Below are 26576 nucleotides of genomic sequence, written 5' to 3'. Positions count from 1 at the left end.
GCCGATGAATCGGCCCCACACTCACTGCACGAATGAAATCTCGCGCTGCACGGGCCGGATGACGTAACCAACGGGCATCCACCCTGCACTGCCCGGCGCCAGCGATACGGTCTCGAAAAGAATCGCCCGGGCGAACTGCGCGATGAAGATCACGTTGAGGTAATCGCCGGGGGGCAACCCGACCGGGTCGCGAACGCGGGTGACTTCGAACCACTCGCGGCTGTTCAGTGCCCCGCGATCGAGACGAATCTTCCGCAGATACCGAACCCAATCCGCACGCGGCACCAGGCGCTGCATCATCGCGCCGGCTTCGAGCCACATGGCATCGGGGCGGCGCGCTGTGTTGGATAGCTGTACCCAGTGCGTGGCGTTGGCGACGGCATTGTCCAGCGAGTTCGGCTGGGGCCCGAGACGTGGCTCGTGGGCAACGGTGAGCAGTGCCCCGAGGGCATTCGTGCCCGTCAGCCGCGGCGCGGGAATCTTTCGTGCAACGGCGCTCGCCGGGGCCATGAGTTGCCTCCACCTTATCGTGGGGTCCAGCTTCCGGCGCGCAGGCGGCTGTGCCAAGTCGGCCGGAGGGTATACGGCGGTTGGTGGAGGCTGCTCTGCTACGGACGGCGGCTTTGTGTGGGAGCCGATTCATCGGCGATAACCAGGTATCGGGAACCTGGCCGGCTGCCGCCGGATCGCCGATGAATCGGCTCCCACAAGGGGGAGGCAAGCTTTAGCGGCGGCCGAAGGCCAGCACTTCCGAGGTATAGGTCTCGATGACCAGGCTGAAGGGCTGGCTGGCCTCGTTGAACAGGACGGCGCGGTGGCGCAGCAGCTCGTGGGGGATCGTCAGGGGGCCCTTGGCGGATGCAGGCAGCGGCGCATCCATCTCCCAGCCCTTGGGCAGCGGCGACCACAGGAGGTCCGCGCTGATCGTCTGGCGGCGGAAATGCAGCGGCTGGACGACCTTGCCGAACGGCTGGTCGGTGCTGTCGAGGATCTGGTTCATTTCCGGGGTGAGGCGCGACGGGACGTACCAGTTGTCCGCCTCGGAGAGCACATGCTCCCCGCAGGCCAGTTGGACGCGACGATATTTCACCGGCTCTTCCGGACCGATACCGAGCGTCTGCCGTCCGTCATCCGGGAGGGGCTTGTCCTGCCCCTTCACGCGGCGGGCGAGGATCTTCGCGTCGCCAGCCAGCGCGTGGTCGCTGCACCAGCGCTCCAGCGTGAGCGTCGCGCTGGGGTGGCTGAGCAGGTCGGCATTGAGCGTTTCCAGCAGCGCCAGCGCCTGCGTGCGCGAGGCGACATCGTCACTGAAGGGCTCGCGCGCCTGTACCGACGGCGCCGAGGTGGCGGCCATGACGGCAAGACTTCCGGCGGCGATGAAGGTACGCGTGCTGCTCATGAGTTTCATTCGGTCCGTGACGTTGGTGCCAGAGGTATCGGAATCGGTTGCGCCGCAGGTTTTTCTGTAGGAGCCGATTCATCGGCGATCCCGCGGCAGCGGGTAGGTAGCCATAAGGATACCGCTAGCACCCGTTCGCCGATGAATCGGCTCCTACCGAAGGAGCGTGTGGCACAGGGGCTTTATTTGCCCGTATCCATGAAGAAGATCGCGAAGACGTTCTCTTCGACCTTGATGCTGCCTACTTGCAGATCGATTTTCGGAAGGGTCGCCGCGGTGACCGTGACGCTGGAGAGATCGCTTCGTCCCCCGACGTAGGCCGGTGAATCCGTGACGGTATAGAGCGTGCCGAGCTTGACCCCGTAAGCGTCCGCCATAGCCTTGGCGGAGCGGATGGAATCCTTAATCGCGTCGCGACGCACGTCCTGCCGGACCGCTTCGATATCGCTACGGGTGACGGTGGTTCCGGTGATCTGCAACTCCTGGTCGGCCTCGACGCCGTCGATGAACTGGCGAAGGTCGTCCAGGTTCGCGAACACCGCATGGGCCGTACGCGAGACCTGCGTCCCGAGGAAGGCGTCCTTGTCGTCGCGGTACTCCGACTTGGCGTCGACGCTGATCGCCGTCGCGTCGATTGACTCCGGTATCGCGTGGTGCGCCTTGAAGCCGGCGAGTACACCGGCCATCAGTTTCTCGACGCGGGTGCGCGCCACGGCCGGCTTCATGTCCACGGCGATGACACGCAGATCGATGCCGAACCGGTCCGGCTGGACGCTGCGCTCGGCGTGGCCTTTGGCGGAAAGGTAGGGAGAGGATGGCGTCTCGGACGCCGAGGCGAGCACAGGTAAGGCGGCAAGAGCGACAGCAAGCAGATAACGATTCATACCCGACGATCTCCTTTCGACACGGATGACGGCAACGCACTGTTCAACGGCAACGCATTCTTCCGACGGCAACGCCCGCTTTCTGTGGGAGCCGATTCATCGGCGATCCCCGCGGCAGCGGGGGAAAGGGTGCGGCTAGCACCCTATCGCCGATGAATCGGCTCCCACACAGAGCATCGCCGATGAATCGGCTCCTACAACAGCGCTAGCAGTTAGAGGCCTTTCGCGGCTTGGGCTACTGCGCGGAACAGTGCGCGACCCTTGTTCATCGTCTCTTCCCACTCGGCCGCGGGGTCGGAATCGTAAACAACGCCACCGCCGGCCTGCACGTGCAGGCGGCCGTCCTGGATCACGGCGGTGCGGATGGCGATGGCGGTATCCGCGTCGCCCCACCAGCCGAGCCAGCCGATGGCGCCGGCGTAGATGTTGCGCTTGAACGGTTCCAGTTCCTGGATGATCTCCAGCGCGCGGATCTTCGGCGCGCCACTCACCGTACCGGCCGGGAACGTCGCCTTGATGACATCCATGTAGGAGAGGTCGTCGCGAATATCGCCTTCGACCTGGGACACGATGTGCATGACGTGCGAGTAACGCTCGACCACGAAGGATTCGGACAATTCCACCGTGCCCGTCTTGCTCACGCGGCCGACGTCGTTGCGACCGAGGTCGATCAGCATGAGGTGCTCGGCGCGTTCCTTCGGATCGGCGAGCAGCTCGGTTTCCAGCGCGACATCCTCCGCTTCATCGGCTCCGCGACGACGCGTGCCGGCGATCGGCCGCAGCACGACGCGACCCGCCTTCAGGCGCACGAGGATCTCCGGCGACGAGCCGACGATCTGGGTCGGGCCCATGTCGATGAAGAACATGTACGGCGAGGGATTCATCGCGCGCAGTGCGCGGTAAACATCCACCGGCCGTGCATTGAACTTGACGCTAAGGCGCTGCGACGGAACGACCTGGAAGATGTCGCCGGCGCGGATGTATTCCTGTGCCTTGCGCACCACTTCCTCGTACTCCTCGCGGGTGAACGAGGATTTGAAATCGGACTCGTCGATCGCCGCCGGCTGCAGCATCTGCGGGTACGAGACGCCACCCTGGCGCAGGCGGAAGGCGAGCGCATCGAGACGGCGCGAGGCATCGGCATAGGCCTGCGGCTTCGACGGGTCGGCGTGGACGATGAGGTACAGGCGGCCCTTCAGGTTGTCGAACACCGCCACTTCGTCGGCGAGCATCAGCAGGACGTCGGGCGTGCCAAGTTCGTCGTGCTTGTCCCACTGGGCGAGGCGCTTTTCGATATAGCCGATGGTTTCGAAACCGAAGTAGCCGACGAGGCCACCGGTGAAGTCGGGCAGGCCCGGCAGCTTGGGCACGTCGTACTGCTTGCGAAGCACTTCGATCTCGGCGAGCGGATCCTCTAGATGACGACGCTCGATGACCTCCCCACTCTCCTCCACTTCCAGCTCATGACCGCGCAGGCGATACACACGCCGCGCCGGCAGGCCAATGATGGAATGGCGTCCCCACGTGGCGCCGCCCTCGACCGACTCGAAGAGGAAGGTATACGGGCCATCGGCCAGCTTCAGGTACACCGACAGCGGCGTGTCGAGGTCGGAGAAGACCTCGCGCACCAGCGGAATGCGCGTATGGCCCTGCGCGGCGTAGGCATCGAATTGTTCGCGGGAAATCATTCGGGGCGTCGAATCGGGTGGGGTGACCGGGGATTGTAGGATATCGGGACCCGGGCAGACCCTGCCCAGATACACGCAGGTCTTATGTAGGAGCCGATTCATCGGCGATAGCCAGGTTGCCGCGAACTCCATTCGCCGCTGAAGCGGCTCCCACAGGGAGCATCGCCGATGAATCGCCTCCTACAGAGAGCTGGGCACACACCGTGGGGGTTACGCCAGACGCTGGCGCGGCAGACCCCTCAGGTGCAGCGTAAACGCCACGCCACCCTCGATATTCCGCGCGCTGGCGCTGCCCTGGTGACGCTCCGCGACCAGACGGACCACGTAGAGGCCCAGGCCCAGGTGCGGTGCGTCGCCAGGGGTGGCCTTGTCGCGCAGGCTGACCAGGGAGTCGAACAGACGCCCCTGCATGGCGGCCGGCAACGACGGACCTTCGTTGGCCAGCTCCACATCGGCACCTTCGGCGGTCGGGCTGAGCGTGATGCGTAGCCAGCCGCCCGGTGGGGTGAACGACAAGGCGTTGTCGAACAGCTTGTCCAGGGCCTGCGCGATCAGTTCCGGCGAGACATGCATCGGCACGGGCCCGGGCGGCAGGACGGCGTCGAGCGTGCGGTCGCCGGCCAGGCCGCGATAGCCGTCCGCGCAGCCACGCACGATGTCCGCGAGGTTCACGTCTTCCGCTTCGGCCGACGCGATGGCGCGCTCCATGCGGCTCGCTTCGCTCATGGCGCGAACGAGCGCCCCGAGACGAGCCACGCCGTCGCGCGCTCGGGCGAGGTAAGGCTCCGCTTCCGGCGGAAGGCCGGCATGGTCGAGGTTGTCCAGCGACGACTTCACGATCGCCAGCGGCGTGTTCAGCTCATGCGACAGCTTGGACGCCAGCGTGCGCAGGTAGTCCGTATAGCCACCCACCACCTCGAACAGCCGCGCGAAGCTCCGTGCGAGGTCGCCGAGTTCGTCCGTGGCATCGATCAGCGGGAACGGGCCATCCAGACGGCCGTCGTTGTCCTGCGCCCGCTCGGCGGCGTTGCGCAGGCGACGGAGGCGGAAGGTGAGCCGCGTGGCGAACAGCAACAACACGCCGCCGGCAATCAGCAGTACGGCGAAGCTGGTCAGCAGCAGGCCGAAGAGTGCGCGGTTGGCCAGCAGCGGCACCGCGCGACTGGGCTGTTCGAGCAGCACCACGCCGTGCAGCTTGCCACCGCTCTGAATCGGCAAGGCCGCGGCGAGCACGACGCTGCCGCGCGATTCGCCGGCGCGCCATGCGGTCGCGGGTTTGCCCTGCAGCGCTTCGCGCACTTCCGGCAGGTCGATGCGCGGTGCGTCTTCGGCCCAGCCACCTTCGGCGTCGAGTCGCGTCGCCAGCAAGGAGCGATACACCAGCGAGGCGAACCAGCCCGGCCGTTCGTTGGCGGGAAGGTCCGGCAGGTCGAGCTTGCCGCTCTGTGCCACCAGCCAGGCATCGGGCGAGAGCACGCGCACGCGCACGCCGTCGGGCGCCAGCCGCGCCAGCTCCTGCGAGAGCGGCGTGGAGAAATCGATCAAGGGTCGTGTCTCGGCGGTGAGCGGCTCGCTGTCGCCATCGGACGTAATGTGCACGCCGAGGCCGAAGTGATCCAGCCGCAGTCCACGCGGCAGGCGGAATTCCGCACGGAAACCGCTGCCGTCTTCCTGCCATTGGGCGTTGATGCGGTCGGGCAGCACGCCTGCCTCGGGGTCGAGCGCGATGGCGGTCGTCGCACCCGGCGCCGCGCTGGCCATGAGGTAGCGCTGCGCATCGTCCGCGCTGGCGATGGAAATGATGAGGTGGTCGGCGTTGAGCGCGAGGCGGTCGCCCGCATCCGCACGGTGGCGTTGCGTGGCGCGTACGTCGATGTAGAAGTACAGCCAGCGGTCGTCCTCGGCGAGCATCACGCGCGCGTTCTTGCCGAAGCTCTGCGCCCAGGCACTCAGCGAGGCCCAGTCGTCCGCATAGCCGTCCATCGTGATGGGGGTCGGCGTGTGCTGGATGTACCAGGCGTTGCCCGCCGGCGGCAGCGGTGCATCGACCACCACCAGGCTGCGCGCCAGCGCCCGCCCCGACGCGACCAGCGCCTGCGCCTGGCCTTCGCGAAGCAGCGTTTCCATCTGCCGCACATACAGCCACCCAGCCACAGGAAGGGCCAGCGTGCAAAGCGCAACAAGGAGGAGTTTCTGGCGAAGAGTCATACGTAAACGCGCTGTTGTAGGAGCCGATTCATCGGCGATCCCGCGGCAGCGGGCAACGGTGCCGCAAGCACCCAATCGCCGATGAATCGGCTCCTACAGAAATCAGGAGGTCCAACGATAACCGACCCCATGCACCGTCTCGATCGCGTCGAACTCCGGCGCCAGCGCGATGAACTTCTTGCGGATACGCTTGATGTGCGAGGTGATCGTGGCATCGTCCACCACCAGCTCGGCTTCGCGCATCAGCTGGTCGCGGTTCTTCACGTGGCCCGGGAAACGCACCAGCGTGTGGACCATCCAGAACTCGGTGACGGTGAGCGGAATCTCGATGCCGTTCCACAGGATGCGCATGCGCTCGGACTCGAGCTTCAGCGGACCGTGCTCGATGACCGTCTCGCTGGAGGCCGGGGCCTTCAGCGATTCGATACGGCGGAACAGCGCCGCGATGCGCGCCGCGAGCTGGTGCAGGCTGGTGTCCTTGGACAGGTAGTCGTCGGCGCCCAGGCGCAGGCCCGAGATGACGTCGAAATCCGAATCGCGCGCGGTGAGGAAGATGATCGGCAGGGTGGCCGACTTTGCACGGAGCTCGCGGCAGAGGTCGAAGCCACCTTCCGGCTCGTCGCCCAGGCCGATGTCGATGATGACCAGTTCCGGCAGGCGCATGGCGAAGGCCATGGAAGCCTCCCCGCGTGAGCCGTAGCCGCGGGCCTCGTAGCCGAAGCGGTTGAGCGCCTCGACGTAGTTGGCGCGGATGAGGGGTTCGTCTTCGACGATGGCGATGCTGCGGGCCATGGGCATTCCGTTGAGGTGAATTTGCCAGCGCAGGTTCCTATGCGCACGGCCCGTCCGCAAGGCCCCGGCAGCGATTGCCCGCGTCTTGCCCCTTCTCGCACCCCTGCCCGGCCCGGGCGCCTACACGTTTTGTTTGCCCGGGATTTGCCACAAACGGCCTGCGGATTGCCCGAATGCGGACGCTCCGCCTACCGACCCGGCGCCGAGGATAGGAACCATGAAAACCAAACCCGACGCTGACAACACCGAACTGGAACGCGACTTCGAGCCGCTCCGCGTGGCCCTGGCCATTGGCGCCCTCGTGTTGGGCGTCCTGTTCGGCATGCACTGAGACGGGAGAATCCTATGGATCTTTTCGACGACTTCGTGGAACCGGCCATGGAAGGCCTCGGCGCGGCTGGTGCGCACGGAAGTGCGCCAGCCGCTGGGGTGGCGGAGCCTGATCCCGAGTGGCTGCCGATTTAGCGATTCCGCACGCCCCGGTTAATCCGGGGCTTTTGGCGTTTCGGCGACGACCTGGCCGATCGGCACGAGGTTGACGGGCGTAACTTCGCCGACGGTGACGGTACCGGCCATGCCACGGAAGAACTCCTCGCCCGCCTTGTTCAGCGTCCGGTTGACGGCGAAGCCCGTCTGACCGGAGACGCGTGAGGTTTCGCCGTTGGCGAACTCGCCAAACCCCGGACCATTGGGCGGCGTGATGCCGTCGATGAAGACCGAGCCGCCGAACATCGAAGCGGCCTCGATGTTGCGCATTTCATTGGTATACCGGCGGCGCGCGCGCTGCCCAGCCACGGCGTCGCTGTAATCCTCTTTCAGCTGCAACCAGTATTCATTGGCCTGTGCGCGCTCGGCTGGCGTGGCCTGCGCGTAGGCCTTGATGAAGGAACCTTCGAAACGCGGGTCGTGGCGTTCGTCGGCCAGTGCCAGCCACGCGATCCCGAGCGGCCGGTTCGACGGGCCTTCGTCACCGTTGAAGTACATCAGGCCGAGGGCGTACTGCGCCGGTTTGCTCGCCCAATGCGCGGCGTCGCGCAGGCGTTCGCGCGACAAGCTGTTATGCCCGTGGCTGAGGTCGCGCGCGGCGGCGCAGAAGTAATAGTCCCCGGGCAGCAGGCGCTCCAGGCCCTGGGCACAGCCCTGGATGGTCTTGCGGATCTGCGCCTTCGCATCGGACGCCGAGGTGGCGGCGTCCGATGCCGAAGCGACACCGGTGACGGCACAGAGAAGGGCAAGTGCGGCGACATGAAAATGCTTCATGGGGTTCTCTCCTTGATCAATCGTCGGTCTTGCGTGCCACGACCTGGCTGACGGGCACGAGCTCGGCTTCGCCTACGAACACATGGCTATCGTAACCATAGAAGTACATGGCTTTCTGGGACTGAAGCAACCGCGCGACACTGAAGCCGCTCAGCAGGGGTTCGTTGTCCGCCGTCGGCGTGGAGACCGTGGGCATGAACACGCCATCGATAAAGACACTGCCGCCGAAATTCGCGGCCCATTCGATCTCGTGGTAAGCCCGGTCGAACTGCTTTCCGGCGCGCGGCGCGGCGACGGCATCGGCGTACACGGGCTTGAGCTCCTTCCAATACGCGTCGGCCTGCGCGAGTTCTTCGGGCGTGGCCTGGCGGTAGGCGGAGATGAAGGCGGGCTCGTACGCGGGGTCGTGTCGCTCGGCGGCGATCGCGAGCCACGCCAGGCCGAGTGGCCGATTCTTGTCGGCGTGGTCGCCGTTGAAGTACATGACGCCAAGCGCGTACTGGGCCGGCTTGCTCGCCCAGCGGGCGGCGTCTTTCAGGTTTTCGCGCGCCCGGCCCATATGGCCGCTCCAGAAGTCGTTGGCGGCTGCGCAGAAATAATATTCACCCGGAAAGAAGCGCTCCAGGCCACCCGGACAGGGCTGCAACGAGTCGGCGACTTTGGCCTGCTGGTCAGGCAAGGGGACCGGGCGATCGGCGGCCTGGGCGGCCGTCGATGCGATAAACAATGCGGCGGTAAGGCTCAGTACGGACAACGCTTTCATAAGCACATCCTCGACTGTGACCCACCCCGAGTCTTGATTACAGTACCACCCAGTTTGCTTTTTATTCGTGAAATCTTTTTTATGACCGGCCGCGCCGGCGCAATTACTTGCCGTCGATGGCCGCGTGCATGCGGCGGATCACGTCGGCGTAATCGGGCGCATTGAAGATGGCCGAGCCGGCCACGAAGGTGTCGGCACCGGCCGCCGAGATCGCGCCGATGTTGTCGGGGGTGACGCCGCCGTCCACTTCGAGACGGATCTTGCGGCCGCTGGCGTCGATACGCTCGCGCACCTGGCGGATCTTCTCCAGCGCCGAGGGGATGAACTTCTGCCCGCCGAAGCCCGGGTTCACCGACATGATAAGCACCATGTCGATCTTGTCCATGACGAAGTCCAGCCACGACAGCGGCGTGGCCGGGTTGAACACCAGGCCAGCCTCGCAGCCTTCGCCCTGGATCAGCTGGATGGTGCGATCCACGTGCTCGCTGGCTTCCGGATGAAAGCTGATGCTGCGCGCGCCAGCCTTGGCGAAGTCCGGCACGATGCGGTCCACCGGCTTGACCATGAGGTGCACGTCGATGTGCTCGGTAATGCCGTAGTCACGCAGCGCCTTGAGCACCATCGGTCCGATGGTGAGGTTGGGCACGTAGTGGTTGTCCATCACGTCGAAATGCACCCACTGCGCGCCGGCGTCGAGCACCTTGCGCGTGTCCTCGCCCAGGCGGGCGAAGTCGGCCGAGAGGATGGACGGGGCGATGACAGGGGATTGCTTGGACATGATCGATACCATGTAGAGGTTGTGTAGGAGCCGATTCATCGGCGATCCCGCGCCAGCGGGCCAGCTACCGAAGAACATGGGGCCTGGCCAAGCGTGATCCAGTGGGGCGGTTATTTCTAGTGTGTGTGCGCTTTGGGCGAGCACCCTATCGCCGATGAATCGGCTCCCACATTGCCTTATTTGAAGCCGCGCTCGGCCTTGATCCGCTCATACGCCGCGTTGATCTCGCTGGCCCGCGACTCGGCACGCCGACGCATATCCTCCGGCAGATCGCCGAGGCGATCCGGGTGGTGCTCGGAAATCAGCTTGCGGTAGGCGCGCTTGATGCCGCGGTCGTCGGTGTCGCGCTGGATGCCGAGCACCGCGTAAGGGTCCGGCCCTTGCGCGCTGCGCTGTGGCGGCACATAGCCACCACCGGTACGACCCTGGCTACCGCCGTACGAGCGGCCGCCGGCGTTGGCATTCCAGGCATAACCCTTCATGGCCATGAGGGCCATCAGCTCCATGTCGCTCACGCGCAGGGCGAAGGCGAGCTGGCGCAGGATGGCCATCTTCTCGGGCGACGGGTTGCCCTCGGCGAGCACCGTTTCGATCACCACGTCGATCACCGGGAACGCGTGGTCGCGACGGTGGCCGACCCACTGACGAAGCTCGTCGATCACTTCGGCGGCGTTGAACTCCGGCTGCTTGCCTTCATTGAAGGCGCCCACCGCGATCGTGCGCTGGTCCTGGTCCAGGCCCATGCGTGCCATGAGGCGTTCGGCGATGGCGATCTCGGCTTCGGAGATGCGTCCATCGGCCTTGGCCACCGCGCCGATCAGCGCGAACAGCGGCGAGATGTAGCCGCCCTGTGCGGGGGCGCGCCGGCGCTGGTTCTGCTGGCGACTGGCGTCGAACATGAAGCCGAGGGCGCCGCCGATGAGGGCACCGAGCAGGTTGTGGGTCAACCAGATGCCCGCGACGATGCCGATGAAGGTACCGGTAAAATTCATGGAGCCGCTCTGGAAGGGGTTTGCGCGGAGAACCACTGGGCCAGCTGGTCCAGTTCCGCATCGGTGAGGGGGCCGGTGGCTGCGCGCATCACGGGGATGTCGCGGCGGCCATCGCGGTACTGGCGAAGCGCTTCGCGAAGATAATCGAGTTTCTGCCCGGCCAGATTGGGTGCGCCGGGAATGCGTGCCATGCCGTCTTCACCGTGGCACGCCGCGCACAGTCCCAGGCGCGCCGGCTTCGTGGGCGGCGTGGCAAGGACAGGGGCGGATAAGGCCAGGGCAAGCGCCGCGGTCGTCAGGATTCGCATGGCAGGGCAATGGGGGCAGTAACCCTAAATTCTAGCAGGCCAACGCCTACGGCCTTTCCATCCTGCTCGGTAGGAGCCGATTCATCGGCGATCCCGCGGCAGCGGGCCAGGTTGTCGCCAGCACCCCATCGCCGATGAATCGGCTCCTACACCAGCGGGGGCCCGGTACAATGGCGGACTTCGAACCGCCCTACCCCGGAGTCCTCGCCGTGCCTACGACCCTGAGCCAATCCGACCTGCCCGGCCTGGACCTCATCCATCGCGGCAAGGTCCGCGACGTCTATGCCTTGCCGGGCAACCGCCTGCTCATGGTGGCGACGGACCGGCTCTCGGCGTTCGACGTGGTGTTGCCCGATCCGATTCCGGGCAAGGGCGAGATGCTCACGCAGATCTCCAACTTCTGGTTCGGCAAGACCGCCCACATCATTCCGAATCATCTCACCGGCGAAGACGTCGCCTCGGTGCTGCCGGCCGGCGTGGATGCCGCGCTGTACGCGAAGCGCGCCGTGATCACCAAGCGCCTCAAGCCCGTCCCGGTCGAAGCCATCGCCCGCGGCTACATCATCGGCTCGGGCTGGAAGGCGTATCAGGCCACCGGTGACATCTGCGGCATCAAGCTGCCCGAAGGCCTGCAGATGGCCGCGAAGCTCCCGGAGCCGATCTTCACCCCGTCGACCAAGGCCGCCGTGGGCGACCACGATGAGAACGTCAGCTTCGAGGCTGTCGTCGCCCTGGTCGGCGAGGACATGGCGAACGCCGTGCGCAAGGCCACGCTTGAGATCTACGCCTGGGCCGCGGCCTATGCCGCCGAGCGCGGCGTGATCATCGCCGATACGAAATTCGAGTTCGGTACCGACGAGAACGGCGTGCTGCACATCATGGACGAGATGCTCACCCCGGATTCCTCGCGCTTCTGGCCGGCCGACGACTACCAGGTCGGCATCAGCCCGCCGAGCTACGACAAGCAGTTCGTCCGCGATTACCTCGAGCAGATCGGCTGGAACAAGACGCCACCCGCACCGAAGGTGCCGGCGGATGTCATCGACGGCACCGCGGCCAAGTATGCCGAGGCGCTGGACAAGCTCGCGGGCATCCGACTGGACTAAGCTCTGGCTGGAAGGTTCTTACAGGGGTACGACCATGCGCGACGCAGCCACCTGGTTCGACAACTACGCAGCCGATCATCAGAACCCGACGAATCGGCTGATTCACTGGATCTGCGTACCGGCCATCACCTGGACGGTGGTCGCACTGATCTGGCTGATCCCGGTGCCCGGCTGGCTCGGTCGTCCGGGCCTGTGGGCCGTGCTGGCCATGTTCCTGGCCTTCTGCTTCTACTACTACCGGCTGTCGCGCAAGATCGGACTGGCCATGGCCGGCGCCTTCCTCTCGCTGGCGCTGGTTACCGATTCGCTCTACCGCAACATCGGCAGCAGCGGTCTGCTCTGGCTGGCCATCTGCATCTTCGTGGTGGCCTGGATCGGCCAGTTCATCGGACACAAGATCGAAGGCAAGCGTCCCTCGTTCCTGACCGACCTCCAGTACCTTCTCATCGGGCCGGCATGGCTGATGAGCAAGGCACTCGGCCGCTTCGGCCCGGCGTACTGATGGAAGCCATGTGACCCAGCCTCTCCTGACCTTCCTCTCCGCCGCTATCTGGTGGGTGATCTACTCCAGCGCCGCCGCTGTCATCCCTGCCCTTATCGTCTGGGGAGCCCTACGCTTACTCGAGAAGACACCGGTGGTGTTCAACCGTGCCTATATGGCCAGCCTGATCTGGGCGCTCATCGCAGTGCTTACCGGCGGCCTGGCGATCGCCGCGCAGCACGGCCAGGCGCCGGGACAGTCGATCTTCGTCCTGCCCTGGATGCGCGCCTCGCTGGTGCTGGACATGCTGATCGGCGCCTTCCTCATCTGGCGGCTGGTTCCGCGGATCGACGCCCGCCGGGTCAAGCCGACCAGCGCCTGCATGGCCGTCGCGCTGGTCATGGTCGTGGCGATGGTGCTCGGGACAACGATTCGTCGTTGAGGGTCGTCGGTCGATAGGGAACTCCTATCGATTCGATGCGAACCATCAGTTGGACTCGGGGCCCGCCATCCCCATAATGAGAGTCATTCTTATTGGAGAGTCCGGCCGTGGCCAGGAAAATCAAATACGCGGCGACGCACTTCAGCATCGCCTTCTCGATGAGTTACGCGGTGAACCAGAACGTGGCCCTCAGCGCCATCGTCGGCCTCGCCGAGCCGCTGGCCTTCGCCTTCGGCCGTGAAGTGGCCCGCGAGACCCGCAACGGCTTGCAGCTAGCGCCCGCCGCCTGAGCGCGCGTTCACGTCGGTGACGGCGCGCGTGAAACCCTCGAACGGGATGTCGGTGATGCCGACCAGGCCGATATGGCTGTTCTCCCCGTCGAGGATGCGACCGGTGACCGGCTGGTCGACATACTGAAACCAATGCGTGCCGACGATGACGCCCGATGCAACGGCGGCATCCACGAAGCGCGCGTAAGCCTTACCCCGCTCGTCCTCGCTGCCTACCGCGGCGACGCCATTGCCGAAGGGCCCGCGATCGGCCGAGCCGAAATGGAACTCGGTGATCATCACCGGCTTGTCGAACTTGCGAAACTCGGCCACGTCGAAGCCGTGCTCGGGCAGATCGGTATAGGTGTTGATGCTGGTCACGTCGGCGTACGTGGCGCTCGCCTCTTCGGTCTCCGGCGTGCGCACGGCAAGCCGGCCGCCAAGGAAGAGATGATGCGGATCGGCCTTCTTCAGCGTCTGCGCGACGGTGCGGAAATACTGTCCCGCATAGAGTTTCAGGAAGGCGATGTAGTCCACCGCGACGGCGGGATGCGCTTCGCTCGGGTCGGGTGCCTTGAAGCCTTTCGCGGCCACCTGGTCCCACGATGACGCTTCGACGCCCCACGCCTTGGCAAACGCCGCGGCCTCACCATGCGTCTTCTTCAGGTAGGCGAGAAACGCCTGCTTCGCCGGACTCTCCGGCCCCTGCGCGAGGCTGCCGACGGCGAGCGCCCAGCGGCCTTGCGGTCCCTGCCCTGCCCACGCCAGTTCGTTGTCGGCAAAGTAGCCGAGCAGCCAGGGATCGTCGCGCACGCCCTTGCTCGCCGCGGCGACGGCGGCTTCGGTGGCCTTGACGAAGCGCGGGTCGAAGGGATCCGGCATGCGGCCCCAGTAGTCGTAGCCCGTGCTCACCGTGTTGAAGTCGCCGTGGATGAGGATCGGCACGGTGTAGGCAATCCGGTGGTCGCCAGCGAAGCCCGGATCGCTCCAGTTGCCGAGCGTGTTGAAGCGCCAGGCCTTCAGGCGATCGACCGTGCGCTTGCGCCACGCGGCTTCCGGATGGTCGCCCAGGGTCAGCGCGATATTGTTCGCGTAGATGTCCCACCAACGGCCGTGGTTCATGCCGTTTTCGCGCTGCGAGCCGGCGTCGCTGCGGCTGTCCGAGGTGCCACTGAACGGTCCGTTCGCCACGGCAGGGTCGGCGAACATGAACTCGCGTCCCTGCACGTAGGTGCGGCCGTCCGTCATGTTCACGGCGTTGACGCCGAGCGAGAAGAAGGCGTGGCCTTCCGGCGTGACCAGCCACCAGCGATTGCCCTGCTTCTGCGTGTGGAACCATCCGGTTTTCTGCAAGGCGGGCAGATCGGTGCGGCCGCCGTATTGATCGAGGCCTTTGACAGGGGCCGCGGCCGGCAACGCGTTCGCGCGCTGCTTGAGCGCTTCGGTGTTGGCCACCTTCTCCGGCCATGCGCTGCGCGTGTACTGGCCAGATCGATCGACGAGGACGGCATATGCCTGGCGAAGATCGACATCGTCGGCCACGGTGTCCAGTTTGCCGAACAGCAGCGTCTGCGCCGCGCCCGGCTGTGGCATCGACAGCGTCACCGAGGTGATCGCGCCAGCGTCGACCTGGCCTTCGACCGCCGTGGCGACGAGCCACTTTTCCCTGCCTTCGTCGAACGGCATCGGTGGCCCGACCTGCATGCCGAAGGCACGCGGCGAGGTCGGCTTCAGCGAGACCGACAGTGTCTGCGGCGGTCCCGGAGGCACGCCGACCGTGGTCATGATGTGCTTGCCGTTCGAGGCGATGTCGACGATGAGCGTGACGGGCCAGGGCATGCCGTTCTGCACGCGAAGGCGCATGGCGCCGTTCGCCGGCCACGCCCAACTCCCCTGCTTTGGAGCGATCACCAGCGAGGGCGAAGGCGACGGCTGGAAGGTCACCGCGACCAGCTCACTTCCATCCGCCGCTTTACAGATGGTGGGATCCAGCGAGGCACCCTTCGGCGTCATACGCACGGCATCCGGATGAGCCAGATCCACCGTCGCGGCCTGCGCCGACACGGTGGCACCCACAAGCAAAAATGAAAGAAGGGTTCGCATCCCCCGATGCTCCCACGTTGTGGAAGCCGATTCATCAGCGAGGCCCCCGCCCGGTAGGAGCCGATTCATCGGCGAGCTCTATTCCACCGGCAAGCGCTACATCACCAGCAAGCCCTAAACCGCCCGCCTCTTCCGCCACATGTAATAAACCGGCACACCAATCGCAATAATCACCAGGCTCATCCCCGCATCACCCGGCTGCGTAATCGCCGAGGCGGCAATCACGCACAACACCGTCACCGTAAAAATCAACGGCAACACCGGATACCCCGGCACCAGATACGGCGACGGTTCCGACTTCAATTTCTTGCGATACCAGAAGATGGTCGCGATGCCGAACGCATGCGATAGCCACTCGCCCACGGTCGTGTAATTGAGCAGTGCATTGAAGCTGCCGGAAACCAGCAGGACGATCGCCCAGCCACCCAGCGCGACGAGCGCAAACTGTGGCGCACCCGTGCGCGGCTCGATACGCGCGATCGGCTTGAAGAACATCCCGTCCGCGCTCATCACCTGCAGCACGCGCGCACCACCGGCAATGGCGATGCTGCAGTAACCGAACGTGGAGCATGCGATACCGACGGCGATGATGGTCGCGCCGGATTCGCCGAAGACGCGACGCATGAGGTCGGCTGCCGGCGCGGTGCTCGCGGCCAGACCGGCATGACCGAGGCCGGTCATGTAAGCGATGTTCACCAGCACGTAGCAGACCACGACGCTAAGCATGCCCAGACCCAACGCACGCGGCAGCGTACGTTGCGGATCACGCACTTCACCCGCGAGGTCGTTGAGGTAGTGGAAGCCGCCATAGGCGAACAAGGCCGGAAGGATCGCACCGATCACCGTACTCACGGGCACGTCGTGCGTCGGATCGGCGGCGAAGGCGGCACCGAGATGACCCTTCGCAAGGAAGAGTCCGACCACGATCAGCAAGGCCACGGCGCCGAGCTTGAGCACGGTGAAGATGTTCTGCACCAGGGCACCGGCGCGAATGCCGAACAGGTTCACCGCGACGATGAAGCTGATCGCACCCACGGCCAGTGGCTTGACCCACTCATGCGGCAGGCCCATGGCGCGGCACGCATAGTCGGCGAACGTGGTCGCCACCGCGGCCACGCTGCCCGGGTAGTTGATCAGCGCCATGGTCCAGCCGAACAGGAAGGCCGGCAACTGACCGAAGGCCTCGCGCAGATACACATACGTGCCACCCGCCTGCGGCCGCCGCGCACCGAGTTCGGCATAACAAAGCACCCCGGCCAGGGTAAGCAGGCCACCCAACGTCCAGAAGAGGATGACTTCCCCGCCCGAACTGGTGAGCTGCGCGACGGTGGCCGGCGTACGGAAAATACCCGCACCGATGACACCGCCGATGACGATCATCGCGGCATCCCAGATACCCAGGCGACGGAGGTAGTGAGCAGGCTGAGGGGCAGACATCCCCGGACGATGCCATAAGGCTGAGAATTTGTCCCGAGGCAGGACGCAGATCCGTACAGGGCACCGCGCCCCCGCTCGGTAGGAGCCGATTCATCGGCGAACCCCTAACCGTGTCGCACAACCCATCGCCGATAAATCGGCTCCTACCAAGCAGGGGGCCGATGCGTCAGCGAGGCGGCATTAAAGCCAAGCAGCATTCCAATACGGATACTCCCCAACGCTCTCAGCAAGCCCCGCACGCAACGGGTTGGCCACCAGATACCTCGCCGCAGCCTTAACATCGTCATCCGACCGCAACGCCGCATCATGAAACGTCCGTTGCCAGACCGGCGACTTCCGCCCCGTCTTCCGCTTGATGTTGCTCGAAACCATCGCCTTGAACCGGGCGATCGTCCGGGAAAGATCACCCTCATGCAGTTCAATCAACCCATGCCAGTGATCAGGCATGACCACCCACGCAAGACACGTGGCATTCGGCCATGTCTTCGGGCTATGACACACACGGGAAGCGATACGTGCGTTGCGCACATCGCGAAAGACAGGTGCCCGATTCCAGCACACCGAGGTAATCAGATAGATGCGGCCGGGTTCCGACACACGGGCCAGGCGAAGCCGATGGGATTGCAGCAGGGGGGAATGCATCACCCCACGATGCCGCCAACGCGTCACCCGCGATGCCGTCCGGCACCGCGGGTGAGCGTGGGTTACTTCTTCTTCGGAATGTACAGATCCGTGATCGTGCCTTCGTACACCTCGGCAGCCATGCCGACGGATTCACCGAGCGTGGGATGCGGGTGGACGGTGCGGCCGATGTCACCGGCTTCGGCGCCCATTTCGATGGCGAGCGCGAGTTCGGAGATGAGATCGCCAGCGTGGACACCGACGATGCCGGCACCGACGATGCGGTGGGTCTCTTCATCGAACAGGAGCTTGGTGAAGCCTTCGGTGCGGTCGATGCCGATGGCACGGCCGGAGGCCGCCCAGGGGAACTTGCCGACGCCGATCTTCAGGCCCTTTTCCTTCGCCTCGCGCTCGGTCACGCCGACCCAGGCGATTTCCGGATCCGTATAGGCCACCGACGGAATCACGCGTGCGTCGAAGAAGCTCTTCTGGCCGGCGGCCGCTTCCGCAGCGACCTTGGCTTCGTGCGTGGCCTTGTGCGCCAGCATGGGCTGGCCGACGAGGTCGCCGATGGCGAAGATGTTCTTCACGTTGGTGCGCATCTGCCGATCGACAGGAATGAAACCGCGGTCGGTGACTTCGACGCCGGCCTTGTCCGCACCGACCTTGTTACCGTTCGGCGAGCGGCCGACGGAAACGAGCACGCGGTCGAACACCTTGGTCTCGGGAATGCTTTCGCCTTCGAAGGTGACTTCGATGCCGGCCTTGGTGGCTTTCGCTTCGACGACCTTGGTCTTGAGGTGGATGCCCTTGTAACGCTTGGCAATACGCGCCTGCAGCGGCTTCACCAGGTCGAGATCGGCACCTGGCATGAGCTGGTCGGCGAGTTCGACCACGGTGACTTCCGAACCGAGGCGAGCGTACACCGTGGCCATTTCCAGGCCGATGATGCCACCGCCGACGACGAGCATGGTCTTCGGTACGTCACGCAGTTCGAGCGCGCCGGTCGAGTCGATCACGCGTTCGTCGTCCCACGGGAACGACGGCAGCTTCACCGACTGCGAGCCTGCCGCGATGATGGCATTCTCGAAACGGATGAGCTTGGTGCCTTCGGCCGTCTGGACTTCCATTTCGTTGGGCGAGATGAAGGTGCCGACGCCGGTGACGGTGCGGACCTTGCGTGCCTTCGCCATCTGAGCGAGACCGCCGGTGAGCTTGCCGACGACCTTTTCCTTGAACGAGCGCAGCTTGTCCAGGTCGATGGTCGGCTTGCCGAAGGTGATGCCGTGCGCGGCGATGGCTTCGGCCTCGTCGATCACGGCAGCGGCGTGAAGCAGCGCCTTGGACGGAATGCAGCCGACGTTGAGGCAGACGCCACCGAGGATGGCGTAACGCTCGACGAGGACGGTATCCAGGCCGATGTCCGCACCACGGAACGCGGCGGTATACCCGCCCGGACCGGAGCCGAGGACGACGAGCTGGCACTCGATGTCGGCCTTGCGACCGGAGTCGGCGGCCGCCTTTGGCGCAGCGGACGTCGCGACAGGAGCGGGAGCCGGCGCTTCCGATACCGTCGTGGACGGCGTCGCAGGTTTCGAAGCGGCAGGCGCCGCAGCGGCCGGCTTCGCAGCCGCAGAAGCCTTGTCGCCCGCTGGCTTCTCAGCCGAAGCCGAAGCGCCAGCCTCGGCCTCGATCAGTGCGATCACGCTGCCGTCGTTGAGCTCGTCGCCGACCTTGACCTTGATCTCGACGATGGTGCCACCCTGCGAGGCCGGCACGTCCATCGTGGCCTTGTCGGATTCGAGGGTGACCAGGCTCTGGTCCTTGGCGACGGTGTCGCCCACCTTCACCAGGATCTCGATGACCGGCACGTCGTGCGAACCGCCGAGGTCGGGGACTTTCAGTTCAATCGTGTTTGCCATGGCGATGCGTCCCCGTCAGAGCAGCAGGCGACGGATGTCGCCGAGCTGGTTGGCGAGGAAGACGGCAAAGCGAGCGGCGAGCGCGCCGTCGATGACGCGGTGGTCGTACGACAGCGACAACGGCAGGATCAGGCGCGGAGCGAATTCCTTGCCATTCCAGACGGGCTTCATCGCGGCCTTCGAGACGCCGAGAATCGCCACTTCCGGGGCGTTGACGATCGGCGTGAACGCCGTGCCGCCGATGCCGCCAAGCGAGGAAATCGAGAAGCAGCCGCCCTGCATGTCCGCAGCGGTGAGCTTCTTGTCGCGCGCCTTCTTCGAGATCTCGCTGAGTTCCGCCGCCAGCTCGAGCAGGCCCTTCTTGTCCGCGTCGCGGATGACCGGAACGACGAGTCCGTCCGGCGTATCGACCGCGATGCCGACGTTGAAATACTTCTTCAGCGTGAGCGTCTCGCCCGCCGCGTCGAGCGAGGCGTTGAACTGCGGGAATTTCTTCAGCGCCGCAACGACCGCCTTGATCTGGAAGACCAGCGGGCTGACCTTGACGTCCTTGTTCTCTTCGCCGAGCTTCTTGCGGAAGGCTTCCAGCTCGGTGATGTCGGCGTCTTCGAACTGCGTGACGTGCGGGATCATCGCCCAGTTGCGGGCGAGGTTCGCGGCGGAAATCTTCGGGATGCGGCCGAGCGGCTTCTCTTCGATCTCGCCGAACTTCGAGAAGTCGACCTTCGGCCACGGCAGCAGCGAAAGACCGCCACCGGCAGCAGCCGTACCACCGGCGGACGTCGGCACGCCCGCGGTCATGACCTGCTTCACGTAGCCGGAAATGTCTTCGCGCTGGATGCGACCACCGCGGCCGCTGCCCTTGACCTGGGCCACGTCCACGCCGAGTTCGCGAGCGTAAGCGCGCACGGACGGGCTGGCGTAAGGCACGGAGTCCGGCATGACGACGCTGGCATCGAACGACACGGGCGGCGTGCGCGGTGCGCCACCGGCCGGAACGTCGGCGGCGGCTTCGCGCTTCGGTGCTTCGGCAGGCGCCTCGGCAGCGGCCGGCTTGGCGGCTGCGGCGGCCGGCTGTGCGTCGGCTTCGGCAGCGGTGTCGCCGCCCTCGCCTTCCAGCACGGCGATCAGGTCGCCGTCGTTGACCTCGTCGCCGACCTTGACCTTCAGTTCCTTGATCACGCCGGCGGACGGCGCGGGAATATCCATCGTGGCCTTGTCGGACTCGAGCGTCATCAGGCTCTGGTCCTTGGTGACGGTGTCGCCGACCTTGACCATGAGCTCGATGATCGGCACCGGCTTACCGCCGATGTCGGGCACGGTGACGTTGATCGGGCCGGAGGACTTGGACGCGGACGGCGCCTTGGCGGCGGCCGGAGCCGGCGCGGGTGCGGGTGCGGCGGCCTTGGGCGCATCGGCCTTCGGAGCATCGGCCTTGGCGACCTCAGCCTTGGGCGCTTCCGCCTTCGGTGCGGCGGCAGCCGGGGCGTCGCCGTCGGCTTCGACCAGAGCGATCACGTGGCCTTCGTCGACTTCATCGCCGACCTTGACCTTCAGTTCCTTGATGACGCCAGCGAACGGCGCCGGCACTTCCATCGTGGCCTTGTCGGATTCGAGCGTCACCAGGCTCTGGTCTTTCTCGACGCGATCGCCGACCTTGACCATGATTTCGATGACGGGGACCGCGCTGCCACCAATATCGGGGACACGGGCTTCTTTGACGTCGGCCATAGGAACTCCTGAAGCAGGCGTCGGCGGGCGGCAAACCCACCGGCGGGGGAAGGACGGGCGCCGCTGGACGGCGCAACCGGTCGATTGTAATCCCTCAGGCGGCGTTTCCCACGATTCAAACGGTTGTTTGCCAGTATTTCAGCTAGAACCAAAGGGCGTTAACGCCGCCTGTGCCCGGTAGGAGCCGATTCATCGGCGATTCGGGCCCTCGGCAACCTGGCCCGCTGCCGCGGGATCGCCGATGAATCGGCTCCTACGAGGGGCTGGTCGCGTCCGGGGCTGCGGGCGTGGGGGCCTGGACCAGGCGAATCTCGCTCTGCGGATACGGGATAGTGATGCCGGACTCGTCGAACCGCTCCTTGATGCTGCGGATCAGCGTGGTCTGGGTCTCCCACAGATCGCCGGTAGCGGTCCAGCCCCGGACGACGAGGTTCACGCTGGAATCGCCGAGGGCTTCGGTCCAGACACCCGGGACAGGATCCTTGAGGATGCGCGAGTCGGCGGCGAACAGGTCGCGCACCACCTGCATGGCCTTGCCGATATCGTCGTTGTAGCCGATGCCGACCTTGATCTCGAAGCGACGCGTACCGCGAACATTGAAGTTGATGATCGCGTCACCGCCGACCTTGGCATTCGGCAGAACGGCCTGGCGATTGTCCGGCGTGATCAGGTAGGTGTGCATGAGGTTCACGCTCTGCACGTCACCTTCGACACCGCCGATGGTGACGTGATCGCCCACGCGAAACGGACGGAACAGGATCAACAGCACGCCCCAGGCGAGGTTGGACAGCGAGCTGTTGAGGGCCAGGCCGATGGCCAGCCCGGCGGCGCCGATCGCGGCGATGAACGAGGCCGTGGGAATACCGGCCATGCCGAGCACCTGGATCAGCAGCAGCGCGATGAGGATGCCGTAGATGATGTTGCGCAGGAACATCGCCAGCGTGACATCGACGCGGGCGCGCTCTAGAGCACGCCGACCCAGGTTGGCGACGCGTGCGGAGATCCAGAAGCCGATCAGCAACAGCAGCAATGCCAGGGCGATGCGGATCGAATAGGTGACGATCAGCGCGCGCGTGGCCGCGTCGATGCCGAGATGATCGAGAAAGTCGTTCATGGGGTGTGCCTCCTGCCGTTTCTAATTCGGCACTGAGGCTAGCATCGCAAGCCCTTCTGTAGGAGCCGATTCATCGGCGAATGGGTGCTTGCGACAACCTGGACCGCTGCCGCGGGATCGCCGATGAATCGGCTCCTACACGGAGCAGAAAAAAAGCCCGCCAGTGGCGGGCTTCTTGTTTTACGGCGTGGTCGACGCCGGAGGGCTCGACGGCACCTGCGCCGTTTGCGGGGCGTCGATTTTCCGCCCGCCGTACGGCAGCACCTGCGCAGCGACCTTCGGGTCCGCCTTGATCAGCGAAACCTCATCGCCAACGATGTGAGCGGCTTCATCGAGCGGCGTGTCCTTCGCCTTCTTCGCATCGGCTTCCGCCTTGATCTCGGTCTTGAGGCTGCGCTCGTTGGCATTGAGGCCGTCGTCGCCGTTGTTCGCGTCGTCACCGGCGCCCGCCGGGCTGCCATCGCCACCGAAGATCGCCTTGCGGCGGTTACGGAAGTCGGTCTGCAGCGCGTCGTACTGCTTGCGCTCGGCCTGGCGTGCGGCGAAGTTCAGCGAGATGTCGGTCTTGTCGCGCAGCTTCTTGTACTCGGCCATTTCGTCGAGCATGAGCTTCCACGCCGGCGAGTTCGCCACGCGCGCTTCGTGCTTGGCGTTGAGCGGACCGACGATCGGCTTCAGGTCGGCGACCGGCTTGTAGTCCGCCGGATCGATGTGACGCCACGGCAGTGCGTTGTCGTAGGTGGACTCGCCGAATTCCTTGGCGTCGCCGTTCTGCGGGAACATGACGTCGGGCGTGACACCGCGCAGCTGCGTGCTGTCACCGTTGATGCGGATGAACTCGGCGATGGTCATCTTGAGTTCGCCGTACTTGGCATCTTCACCCGTTGCAGCCTTGCCGAACTTGTCGAGGTCGACCAGGTTCTGCACGGTGCCCTTGCCGAAGGTCGGCTCGCCGATGATGACGCCGCGACCGTAATCCTGGATCGCCGCGGCGAAGATCTCCGACGCCGATGCCGAACCACGGTTGACCAGCACGGCCATCGGGCCATCCCACGACATGCCCGGCACGTCGTCACCCTGGGCGTCGATCTGGCCGCGCGCATCGCGCACCTGCACGACCGGACCGGTATCGATGAAGAGGCCGGTGAGCTCGGTCGCCTCGGACAGCGAACCGCCGCCGTTGTTACGCAGGTCGATCACCACGCCCTCGACCTTCTGCGCCTTGAGCTCGGTGAGCAGCTTGGCAACGTCGCGGGTGGCGCTCTTGAAATTGGTATCGCCGGCGCGGCGTGCACCGAAGTCCTGGTAGAACGTGGGCAGGTCGATCACGCCGATCTTGCGCGTGACATCGCCGTCCTTCACGTCGATGACCTTGGACTTGGCGGCCTGCTCTTCCATCGTGACCTTCTTGCGGATCAGCGTCACGATGTCGTGCTTGCCGTCCACGCCGGCATCGGCCGGAAGGATCTCGATGCGGACCGTGGTGTCTTTCTTGCCGCGGATGAGCTTGACCACGTCGTCCTGGCGCCAGCCAACCACGTCGACCATGGGACCGGTTTCGCCCTGGCCGATGGCGACGATGCGGTCGCCCGCCTTCATCTTGCCGGACTTGATCGCCGGGCCACCCGGGACGAGCTCGCGGATGGTGGTGTAGTCGTCGCGTGCCTGCAGCACCGCGCCGATACCTTCCAGCGACAGGCGCATGGCGATATCGAAGGCGTCCGCGGCACGGGGGCCGAGGTAGTCGGTGTGCGGATCGGTCGAGTTGGCGTACGCGGTCATGAAGGCCTGCGTCGCGTCTTCGTCATCGAGCTGGCGCACGCGGCTGATGTACGTCGCGTAGCGCTTGTCGAGCGTCTTGCGGATGTCGTCGTCGCTCTTGCCGGCAAGCTTCAGGCGCAGCCAGTCGTTCATGGTGCGCTTGCGCCACACGTCGTCGAGCTCGGCCTGGTTCTTCGGGATCGCGGCCTTCTTGCGGTCGAAGTTGAAGCTGTCGTTGCCGCTGAAGTCGAAGCCCTTCTTGAGCAGGCCGCGCGCGTAGTTCATGCGATCCACGGCGCGCGTCACGTAAAGGTTGAACACCGAGAACGGACCGGTGAGGTCCTGGTTCCAGATCGCGTCGTCGAACTGCGTCTTCAGCGGCGCGAACTTGTCCATGTCTTCCTGGGTGAAGAAGACTTTTTCGGCATCGAGCGAGTCGAAGTAGGCCTTATAGATCTTGGCCGACATGGCGTCGTCGAGCGGCTGCGCCTGGTAGTGGAAGCGCGTGAGAAAGCGCGCCGACAGCTGCGAGGCCTGCGCTTCGGCGGCGGTCGGCTTCAGTGGGAGGCTGGACTCCTTGCGCTGCGGCTCCGGCGAGGTCGCCGCTTCGGAGGCGTCCTTCGGCTGCGGTGTCGCGGCCTTCGTCGCCGGCGCGGCCGCGCCCGGCTGCTGCGGGGCGGCTGTCTGTGCCTGGGCACCTGCGGCGGAAAGGGCCAGCAGGAGGGCGAACGCGGGGCGAAGGGTCATGTAGTCGAAGCCTCGGATTGCTTTGGGGCGTTTATTCGACGACGCCGGCGGCGTGAGCCATCAGGTCGGCATGGTAGGAGGATCGCACCAACGGGCCGGAAGCGACATGGCCGAAGCCCATCTCTTCACCGGCGACGCGCAGCGCCTCGAATTCGTCCGGCGTCCAGTAACGGACCACCGGGTGGTGATGCGCCGTCGGCTGCAGGTACTGGCCGATGGTGATCATGTCGACGTCATGGTTACGTAGATCGCGCATGGTCTCGAGCACCTGCTCCATCGTCTCGCCCAGGCCCAGCATGATGCCGGACTTGGTCGGCACCTCCGGGTGCTGTGCCTTGAAACGCTTGAGCAGGTCGAGCGACCACTGGTAATCGGCACCCGGACGGACTTCGCGGTACAGGTGCGGCACCGTCTCGAGGTTGTGGTTGAAGACATCCGGCGGGAAGTCCTTCATGACTTCCAGCGCGCGCTCCATACGGCCCTTGCCGCGGAAATCCGGGGTGAGGATTTCGATGCGGATGTTCGGGCTGGCGTGGCGCACCGCACGGATGCACGAGGCGAAATGCTCGGCACCACCGTCGCGGAGGTCGTCGCGATCGACGGAGGTGATCACCACGTACTTCAGGCGCATGTCGCGGATGGTCTCGGCCAGACGTGCCGGCTCCATCGGATCCGGCGGCTGCGGGCGGCCATGGGCCACGTCGCAGAACGAGCAACGGCGGGTGCAGACCTCGCCGAGGATCATGAAGGTGGCGGTGCCCTTGGAGAAGCACTCGTGGATGTTCGGGCAGGAGGCTTCTTCGCACACCGTGACCAGCGAGTTCTCGCGCAGGCGCGCCTTCAGCTGCTGCACGGCATTGCCCTGGGGCAGTCGCACGCGGATCCAGCTCGGCTTGCGCAGCGTGGGCACGTCGGTATCGAAGTTCGCGCGGTTGAGCGCGATCTTGTCGTTACCGAGCATCTTCTCGCCCGGCTTGTCGACGACGGCGATGGGAATGCTGCGGGAGGGGGAAGTGGAGGGTTGGCTCATAACGGCTACGACCTCAGACCGCAATGCGGGCGGGGAGTTCGGGGAGGGAGGGTTCGGCTGATACGGCGTGGAAGCCAAACTGCTTGCAGAATTCCTGTACCAGGACGTCTTCCACGTCTGCCAACCGCGACGGACCGCCCAAGTCTAACACCTGGGTGACCTCCAAACCCTTGTAGCCGCAGGGATTGATGCGGTGATAGGGCTCGAGGTCCATGTCCACGTTGAAGGCCAGCCCATGGAAGCTGCAGCCCCGGCGGATGCGCAGCCCGAGGGCCGCGACCTTGGCCCCGGCCACGTAGACGCCCGGGGCGCCCTCAAGGCGTTCGGCGCCGATATTCCATTCGCCCATGGTGTCGATGATGGCCTGCTCGATCCGGTTGACCAGCTCGCGCACGCCCACGCCGACGCGGCGCAGGTCGATCATCGGATAAGCCACGATCTGGCCGGGACCGTGATAGGTCACCTGGCCACCGCGATCCACACGCACCACCGGGATATCCCCCGCCGCCAGCACGTGTTCCTCCTTACCCGCCTGCCCCAGGGTAAACACCGGGTCATGCTCCAGCAGCCACAGCTCGTCGACGGTGTCGTCGGTGCGGTTGTCGGTGAAGGCGCTCATGGCCTTCCACGTGGATTCGTAGGGGACGCGCCCCAGCCGGCGGACGTTGAGCGGGAGGGTCATCGGGATCGGGTCGGAGGGGATGTCGAGGAATTGTGGGCGCTGGCCCAGTGTTACAAGG

24 protein-coding genes are annotated in these 26576 nt (G+C 65.4%); 4 read left to right on the top strand and 20 right to left on the bottom strand.

Annotated elements, in window-relative coordinates:
* Positions 1-21 precede the first annotated feature (21 nt).
* From HB634_RS16995 to HB634_RS16945, 11 genes are all read right to left on the bottom strand, one after another.
* Positions 22-510: a DUF4019 domain-containing protein gene (locus HB634_RS16995; RefSeq protein WP_213949443.1), complete on the bottom strand. Its 489-nt coding sequence runs from the start codon at positions 508-510 to the stop codon at positions 22-24.
* A gap of 214 nt (positions 511-724) precedes the next feature.
* A complete protein-coding gene (locus HB634_RS16990; protein ID WP_213949442.1) occupies positions 725-1399 on the bottom strand; it encodes a hypothetical protein in 675 nt (224 codons plus the stop codon).
* Between the two features lie 182 nt (positions 1400-1581).
* Positions 1582-2283: an SIMPL domain-containing protein gene (locus HB634_RS16985; protein WP_213949441.1), complete on the bottom strand. Its 702-nt coding sequence runs from the start codon at positions 2281-2283 to the stop codon at positions 1582-1584.
* A gap of 212 nt (positions 2284-2495) precedes the next feature.
* Positions 2496-3971: an anthranilate synthase component I gene (gene trpE / locus HB634_RS16980; RefSeq protein WP_213949440.1), complete on the bottom strand. Its 1476-nt coding sequence runs from the start codon at positions 3969-3971 to the stop codon at positions 2496-2498.
* Positions 3972-4181: 210 nt separating this feature from the next.
* Positions 4182-6179 carry an ATP-binding protein gene (locus HB634_RS16975; RefSeq protein ID WP_213949439.1) on the bottom strand — a complete coding sequence of 666 codons (1998 nt, stop codon included), beginning with the start codon at positions 6177-6179 and terminating at the stop codon, positions 4182-4184.
* Between the two features lie 102 nt (positions 6180-6281).
* A complete protein-coding gene (gene pdsR, locus HB634_RS16970; RefSeq protein ID WP_046967898.1) occupies positions 6282-6971 on the bottom strand; it encodes a proteobacterial dedicated sortase system response regulator in 690 nt (229 codons plus the stop codon).
* A gap of 483 nt (positions 6972-7454) precedes the next feature.
* Positions 7455-8231 (bottom strand): SEL1-like repeat protein, encoded by a 777-nt coding sequence (locus tag HB634_RS16965; RefSeq protein ID WP_213949438.1) that lies wholly within the window; start codon positions 8229-8231, stop codon positions 7455-7457.
* 16 nt (positions 8232-8247) lie between these two features.
* Positions 8248-8994 (bottom strand): hypothetical protein, encoded by a 747-nt coding sequence (locus HB634_RS16960; RefSeq protein ID WP_213949437.1) that lies wholly within the window; start codon positions 8992-8994, stop codon positions 8248-8250.
* Between the two features lie 103 nt (positions 8995-9097).
* Complete coding sequence (gene rpe / locus HB634_RS16955; RefSeq protein ID WP_063573953.1) at positions 9098-9772, bottom strand: ribulose-phosphate 3-epimerase; 675 nt, start codon at positions 9770-9772, stop codon at positions 9098-9100.
* 176 nt (positions 9773-9948) lie between these two features.
* A complete protein-coding gene (gene djlA / locus HB634_RS16950) occupies positions 9949-10764 on the bottom strand; it encodes a co-chaperone DjlA (RefSeq protein ID WP_063573952.1) in 816 nt (271 codons plus the stop codon).
* A complete protein-coding gene (locus HB634_RS16945) occupies positions 10761-11072 on the bottom strand; it encodes a c-type cytochrome (protein ID WP_213949436.1) in 312 nt (103 codons plus the stop codon). The genes djlA and HB634_RS16945 overlap by 4 nt, the downstream gene beginning before the upstream one ends.
* A gap of 209 nt (positions 11073-11281) precedes the next feature.
* On the opposite strand from HB634_RS16945, the gene HB634_RS16940 reads away from it, so the two are divergent.
* The 4 genes from HB634_RS16940 (at position 11282) to HB634_RS16925 (ending at position 13391) form a co-directional block, all read left to right on the top strand.
* A complete protein-coding gene (locus tag HB634_RS16940; RefSeq protein WP_213949435.1) occupies positions 11282-12178 on the top strand; it encodes a phosphoribosylaminoimidazolesuccinocarboxamide synthase in 897 nt (298 codons plus the stop codon).
* 34 nt (positions 12179-12212) lie between these two features.
* A complete protein-coding gene (locus HB634_RS16935) occupies positions 12213-12680 on the top strand; it encodes an Mpo1-like protein (protein WP_213949434.1) in 468 nt (155 codons plus the stop codon).
* Positions 12681-12690: 10 nt separating this feature from the next.
* A complete protein-coding gene (locus HB634_RS16930) occupies positions 12691-13101 on the top strand; it encodes a hypothetical protein (RefSeq protein ID WP_213949433.1) in 411 nt (136 codons plus the stop codon).
* 107 nt (positions 13102-13208) lie between these two features.
* Positions 13209-13391, top strand: coding sequence for a DUF2061 domain-containing protein (locus tag HB634_RS16925; protein ID WP_213949432.1), 183 nt, complete (start codon positions 13209-13211; stop codon positions 13389-13391).
* Here the strand turns inward: HB634_RS16925 and HB634_RS16920 are convergent.
* From HB634_RS16920 to lipB, 9 genes are all read right to left on the bottom strand, one after another.
* Entirely contained in the window at positions 13374-15473 is a 2100-nt protein-coding gene (locus tag HB634_RS16920; protein WP_213949431.1) for a beta-agarase, read from the bottom strand. The two genes, HB634_RS16925 and HB634_RS16920, sit on opposite strands and share 18 nt — an antisense overlap.
* A 114-nt stretch (positions 15474-15587) precedes the next feature.
* Entirely contained in the window at positions 15588-16910 is a 1323-nt protein-coding gene (locus HB634_RS16915) for an amino acid permease (RefSeq protein ID WP_213949430.1), read from the bottom strand.
* Between the two features lie 180 nt (positions 16911-17090).
* Positions 17091-17552, bottom strand: coding sequence for a transposase (locus HB634_RS16910; protein ID WP_213949429.1), 462 nt, complete (start codon positions 17550-17552; stop codon positions 17091-17093).
* A 62-nt stretch (positions 17553-17614) separates the two neighbouring features.
* Positions 17615-19453, bottom strand: coding sequence for a dihydrolipoyl dehydrogenase (gene lpdA, locus HB634_RS16905; protein ID WP_213949428.1), 1839 nt, complete (start codon positions 19451-19453; stop codon positions 17615-17617).
* A 15-nt stretch (positions 19454-19468) separates the two neighbouring features.
* A complete protein-coding gene (aceF, locus tag HB634_RS16900; RefSeq protein ID WP_213949427.1) occupies positions 19469-21184 on the bottom strand; it encodes a dihydrolipoyllysine-residue acetyltransferase in 1716 nt (571 codons plus the stop codon).
* A gap of 253 nt (positions 21185-21437) precedes the next feature.
* A complete protein-coding gene (locus tag HB634_RS16895) occupies positions 21438-22298 on the bottom strand; it encodes a mechanosensitive ion channel domain-containing protein (protein ID WP_213949426.1) in 861 nt (286 codons plus the stop codon).
* Between the two features lie 180 nt (positions 22299-22478).
* The gene (locus HB634_RS16890; RefSeq protein ID WP_213949425.1) at positions 22479-24806 is read right to left on the bottom strand and encodes a carboxy terminal-processing peptidase; all 2328 of its coding nucleotides are present in this window, start codon (positions 24804-24806) and stop codon (positions 22479-22481) included.
* 31 nt (positions 24807-24837) lie between these two features.
* Complete coding sequence (lipA, locus tag HB634_RS16885) at positions 24838-25836, bottom strand: lipoyl synthase (RefSeq protein ID WP_063573515.1); 999 nt, start codon at positions 25834-25836, stop codon at positions 24838-24840.
* A 13-nt stretch (positions 25837-25849) separates the two neighbouring features.
* Positions 25850-26518 carry a lipoyl(octanoyl) transferase LipB gene (lipB, locus tag HB634_RS16880; RefSeq protein ID WP_213949424.1) on the bottom strand — a complete coding sequence of 223 codons (669 nt, stop codon included), beginning with the start codon at positions 26516-26518 and terminating at the stop codon, positions 25850-25852.
* Positions 26519-26576 lie beyond the last annotated feature (58 nt).

Source organism: Luteibacter sp. dw_328, assembly GCF_018449605.1.
In the GTDB taxonomy this organism is placed as follows: domain Bacteria; phylum Pseudomonadota; class Gammaproteobacteria; order Xanthomonadales; family Rhodanobacteraceae; genus Luteibacter.
This window is presented reverse-complemented; position numbering and strand designations above follow the sequence as displayed.

What these genes read in the sequence shown, in the direction of transcription:
- lpdA (WP_213949428.1), bottom strand. Translation starts at nt 19,453, where the DNA reads ATGGCAAACACGATTGAACTGAAAGTCCCCGACCTCGGCGGTTCGCAC.
- HB634_RS16915 (WP_213949430.1), bottom strand. Translation starts at nt 16,910, where the DNA reads ATGTCTGCCCCTCAGCCTGCTCACTACCTCCGTCGCCTGGGTATCTGG.
- rpe (WP_063573953.1), bottom strand. Translation starts at nt 9,772, where the DNA reads ATGTCCAAGCAATCCCCTGTCATCGCCCCGTCCATCCTCTCGGCCGAC.
- HB634_RS16910 (WP_213949429.1), bottom strand. Translation starts at nt 17,552, where the DNA reads ATGCATTCCCCCCTGCTGCAATCCCATCGGCTTCGCCTGGCCCGTGTG.
- pdsR (WP_046967898.1), bottom strand. Translation starts at nt 6,971, where the DNA reads ATGGCCCGCAGCATCGCCATCGTCGAAGACGAACCCCTCATCCGCGCC.
- HB634_RS16995 (WP_213949443.1), bottom strand. Translation starts at nt 510, where the DNA reads ATGGCCCCGGCGAGCGCCGTTGCACGAAAGATTCCCGCGCCGCGGCTG.
- HB634_RS16945 (WP_213949436.1), bottom strand. Translation starts at nt 11,072, where the DNA reads ATGCGAATCCTGACGACCGCGGCGCTTGCCCTGGCCTTATCCGCCCCT.
- HB634_RS16920 (WP_213949431.1), bottom strand. Translation starts at nt 15,473, where the DNA reads ATGCGAACCCTTCTTTCATTTTTGCTTGTGGGTGCCACCGTGTCGGCG.
- HB634_RS16990 (WP_213949442.1), bottom strand. Translation starts at nt 1,399, where the DNA reads ATGAGCAGCACGCGTACCTTCATCGCCGCCGGAAGTCTTGCCGTCATG.
- lipB (WP_213949424.1), bottom strand. Translation starts at nt 26,518, where the DNA reads ATGACCCTCCCGCTCAACGTCCGCCGGCTGGGGCGCGTCCCCTACGAA.
- HB634_RS16965 (WP_213949438.1), bottom strand. Translation starts at nt 8,231, where the DNA reads ATGAAGCATTTTCATGTCGCCGCACTTGCCCTTCTCTGTGCCGTCACC.
- HB634_RS16985 (WP_213949441.1), bottom strand. Translation starts at nt 2,283, where the DNA reads ATGAATCGTTATCTGCTTGCTGTCGCTCTTGCCGCCTTACCTGTGCTC.
- HB634_RS16890 (WP_213949425.1), bottom strand. Translation starts at nt 24,806, where the DNA reads ATGACCCTTCGCCCCGCGTTCGCCCTCCTGCTGGCCCTTTCCGCCGCA.
- HB634_RS16935 (WP_213949434.1), top strand. Translation starts at nt 12,213, where the DNA reads ATGCGCGACGCAGCCACCTGGTTCGACAACTACGCAGCCGATCATCAG.
- lipA (WP_063573515.1), bottom strand. Translation starts at nt 25,836, where the DNA reads ATGAGCCAACCCTCCACTTCCCCCTCCCGCAGCATTCCCATCGCCGTC.
- HB634_RS16975 (WP_213949439.1), bottom strand. Translation starts at nt 6,179, where the DNA reads ATGACTCTTCGCCAGAAACTCCTCCTTGTTGCGCTTTGCACGCTGGCC.
- trpE (WP_213949440.1), bottom strand. Translation starts at nt 3,971, where the DNA reads ATGATTTCCCGCGAACAATTCGATGCCTACGCCGCGCAGGGCCATACG.
- HB634_RS16960 (WP_213949437.1), bottom strand. Translation starts at nt 8,994, where the DNA reads ATGAAAGCGTTGTCCGTACTGAGCCTTACCGCCGCATTGTTTATCGCA.
- aceF (WP_213949427.1), bottom strand. Translation starts at nt 21,184, where the DNA reads ATGGCCGACGTCAAAGAAGCCCGTGTCCCCGATATTGGTGGCAGCGCG.
- HB634_RS16895 (WP_213949426.1), bottom strand. Translation starts at nt 22,298, where the DNA reads ATGAACGACTTTCTCGATCATCTCGGCATCGACGCGGCCACGCGCGCG.
- djlA (WP_063573952.1), bottom strand. Translation starts at nt 10,764, where the DNA reads ATGAATTTTACCGGTACCTTCATCGGCATCGTCGCGGGCATCTGGTTG.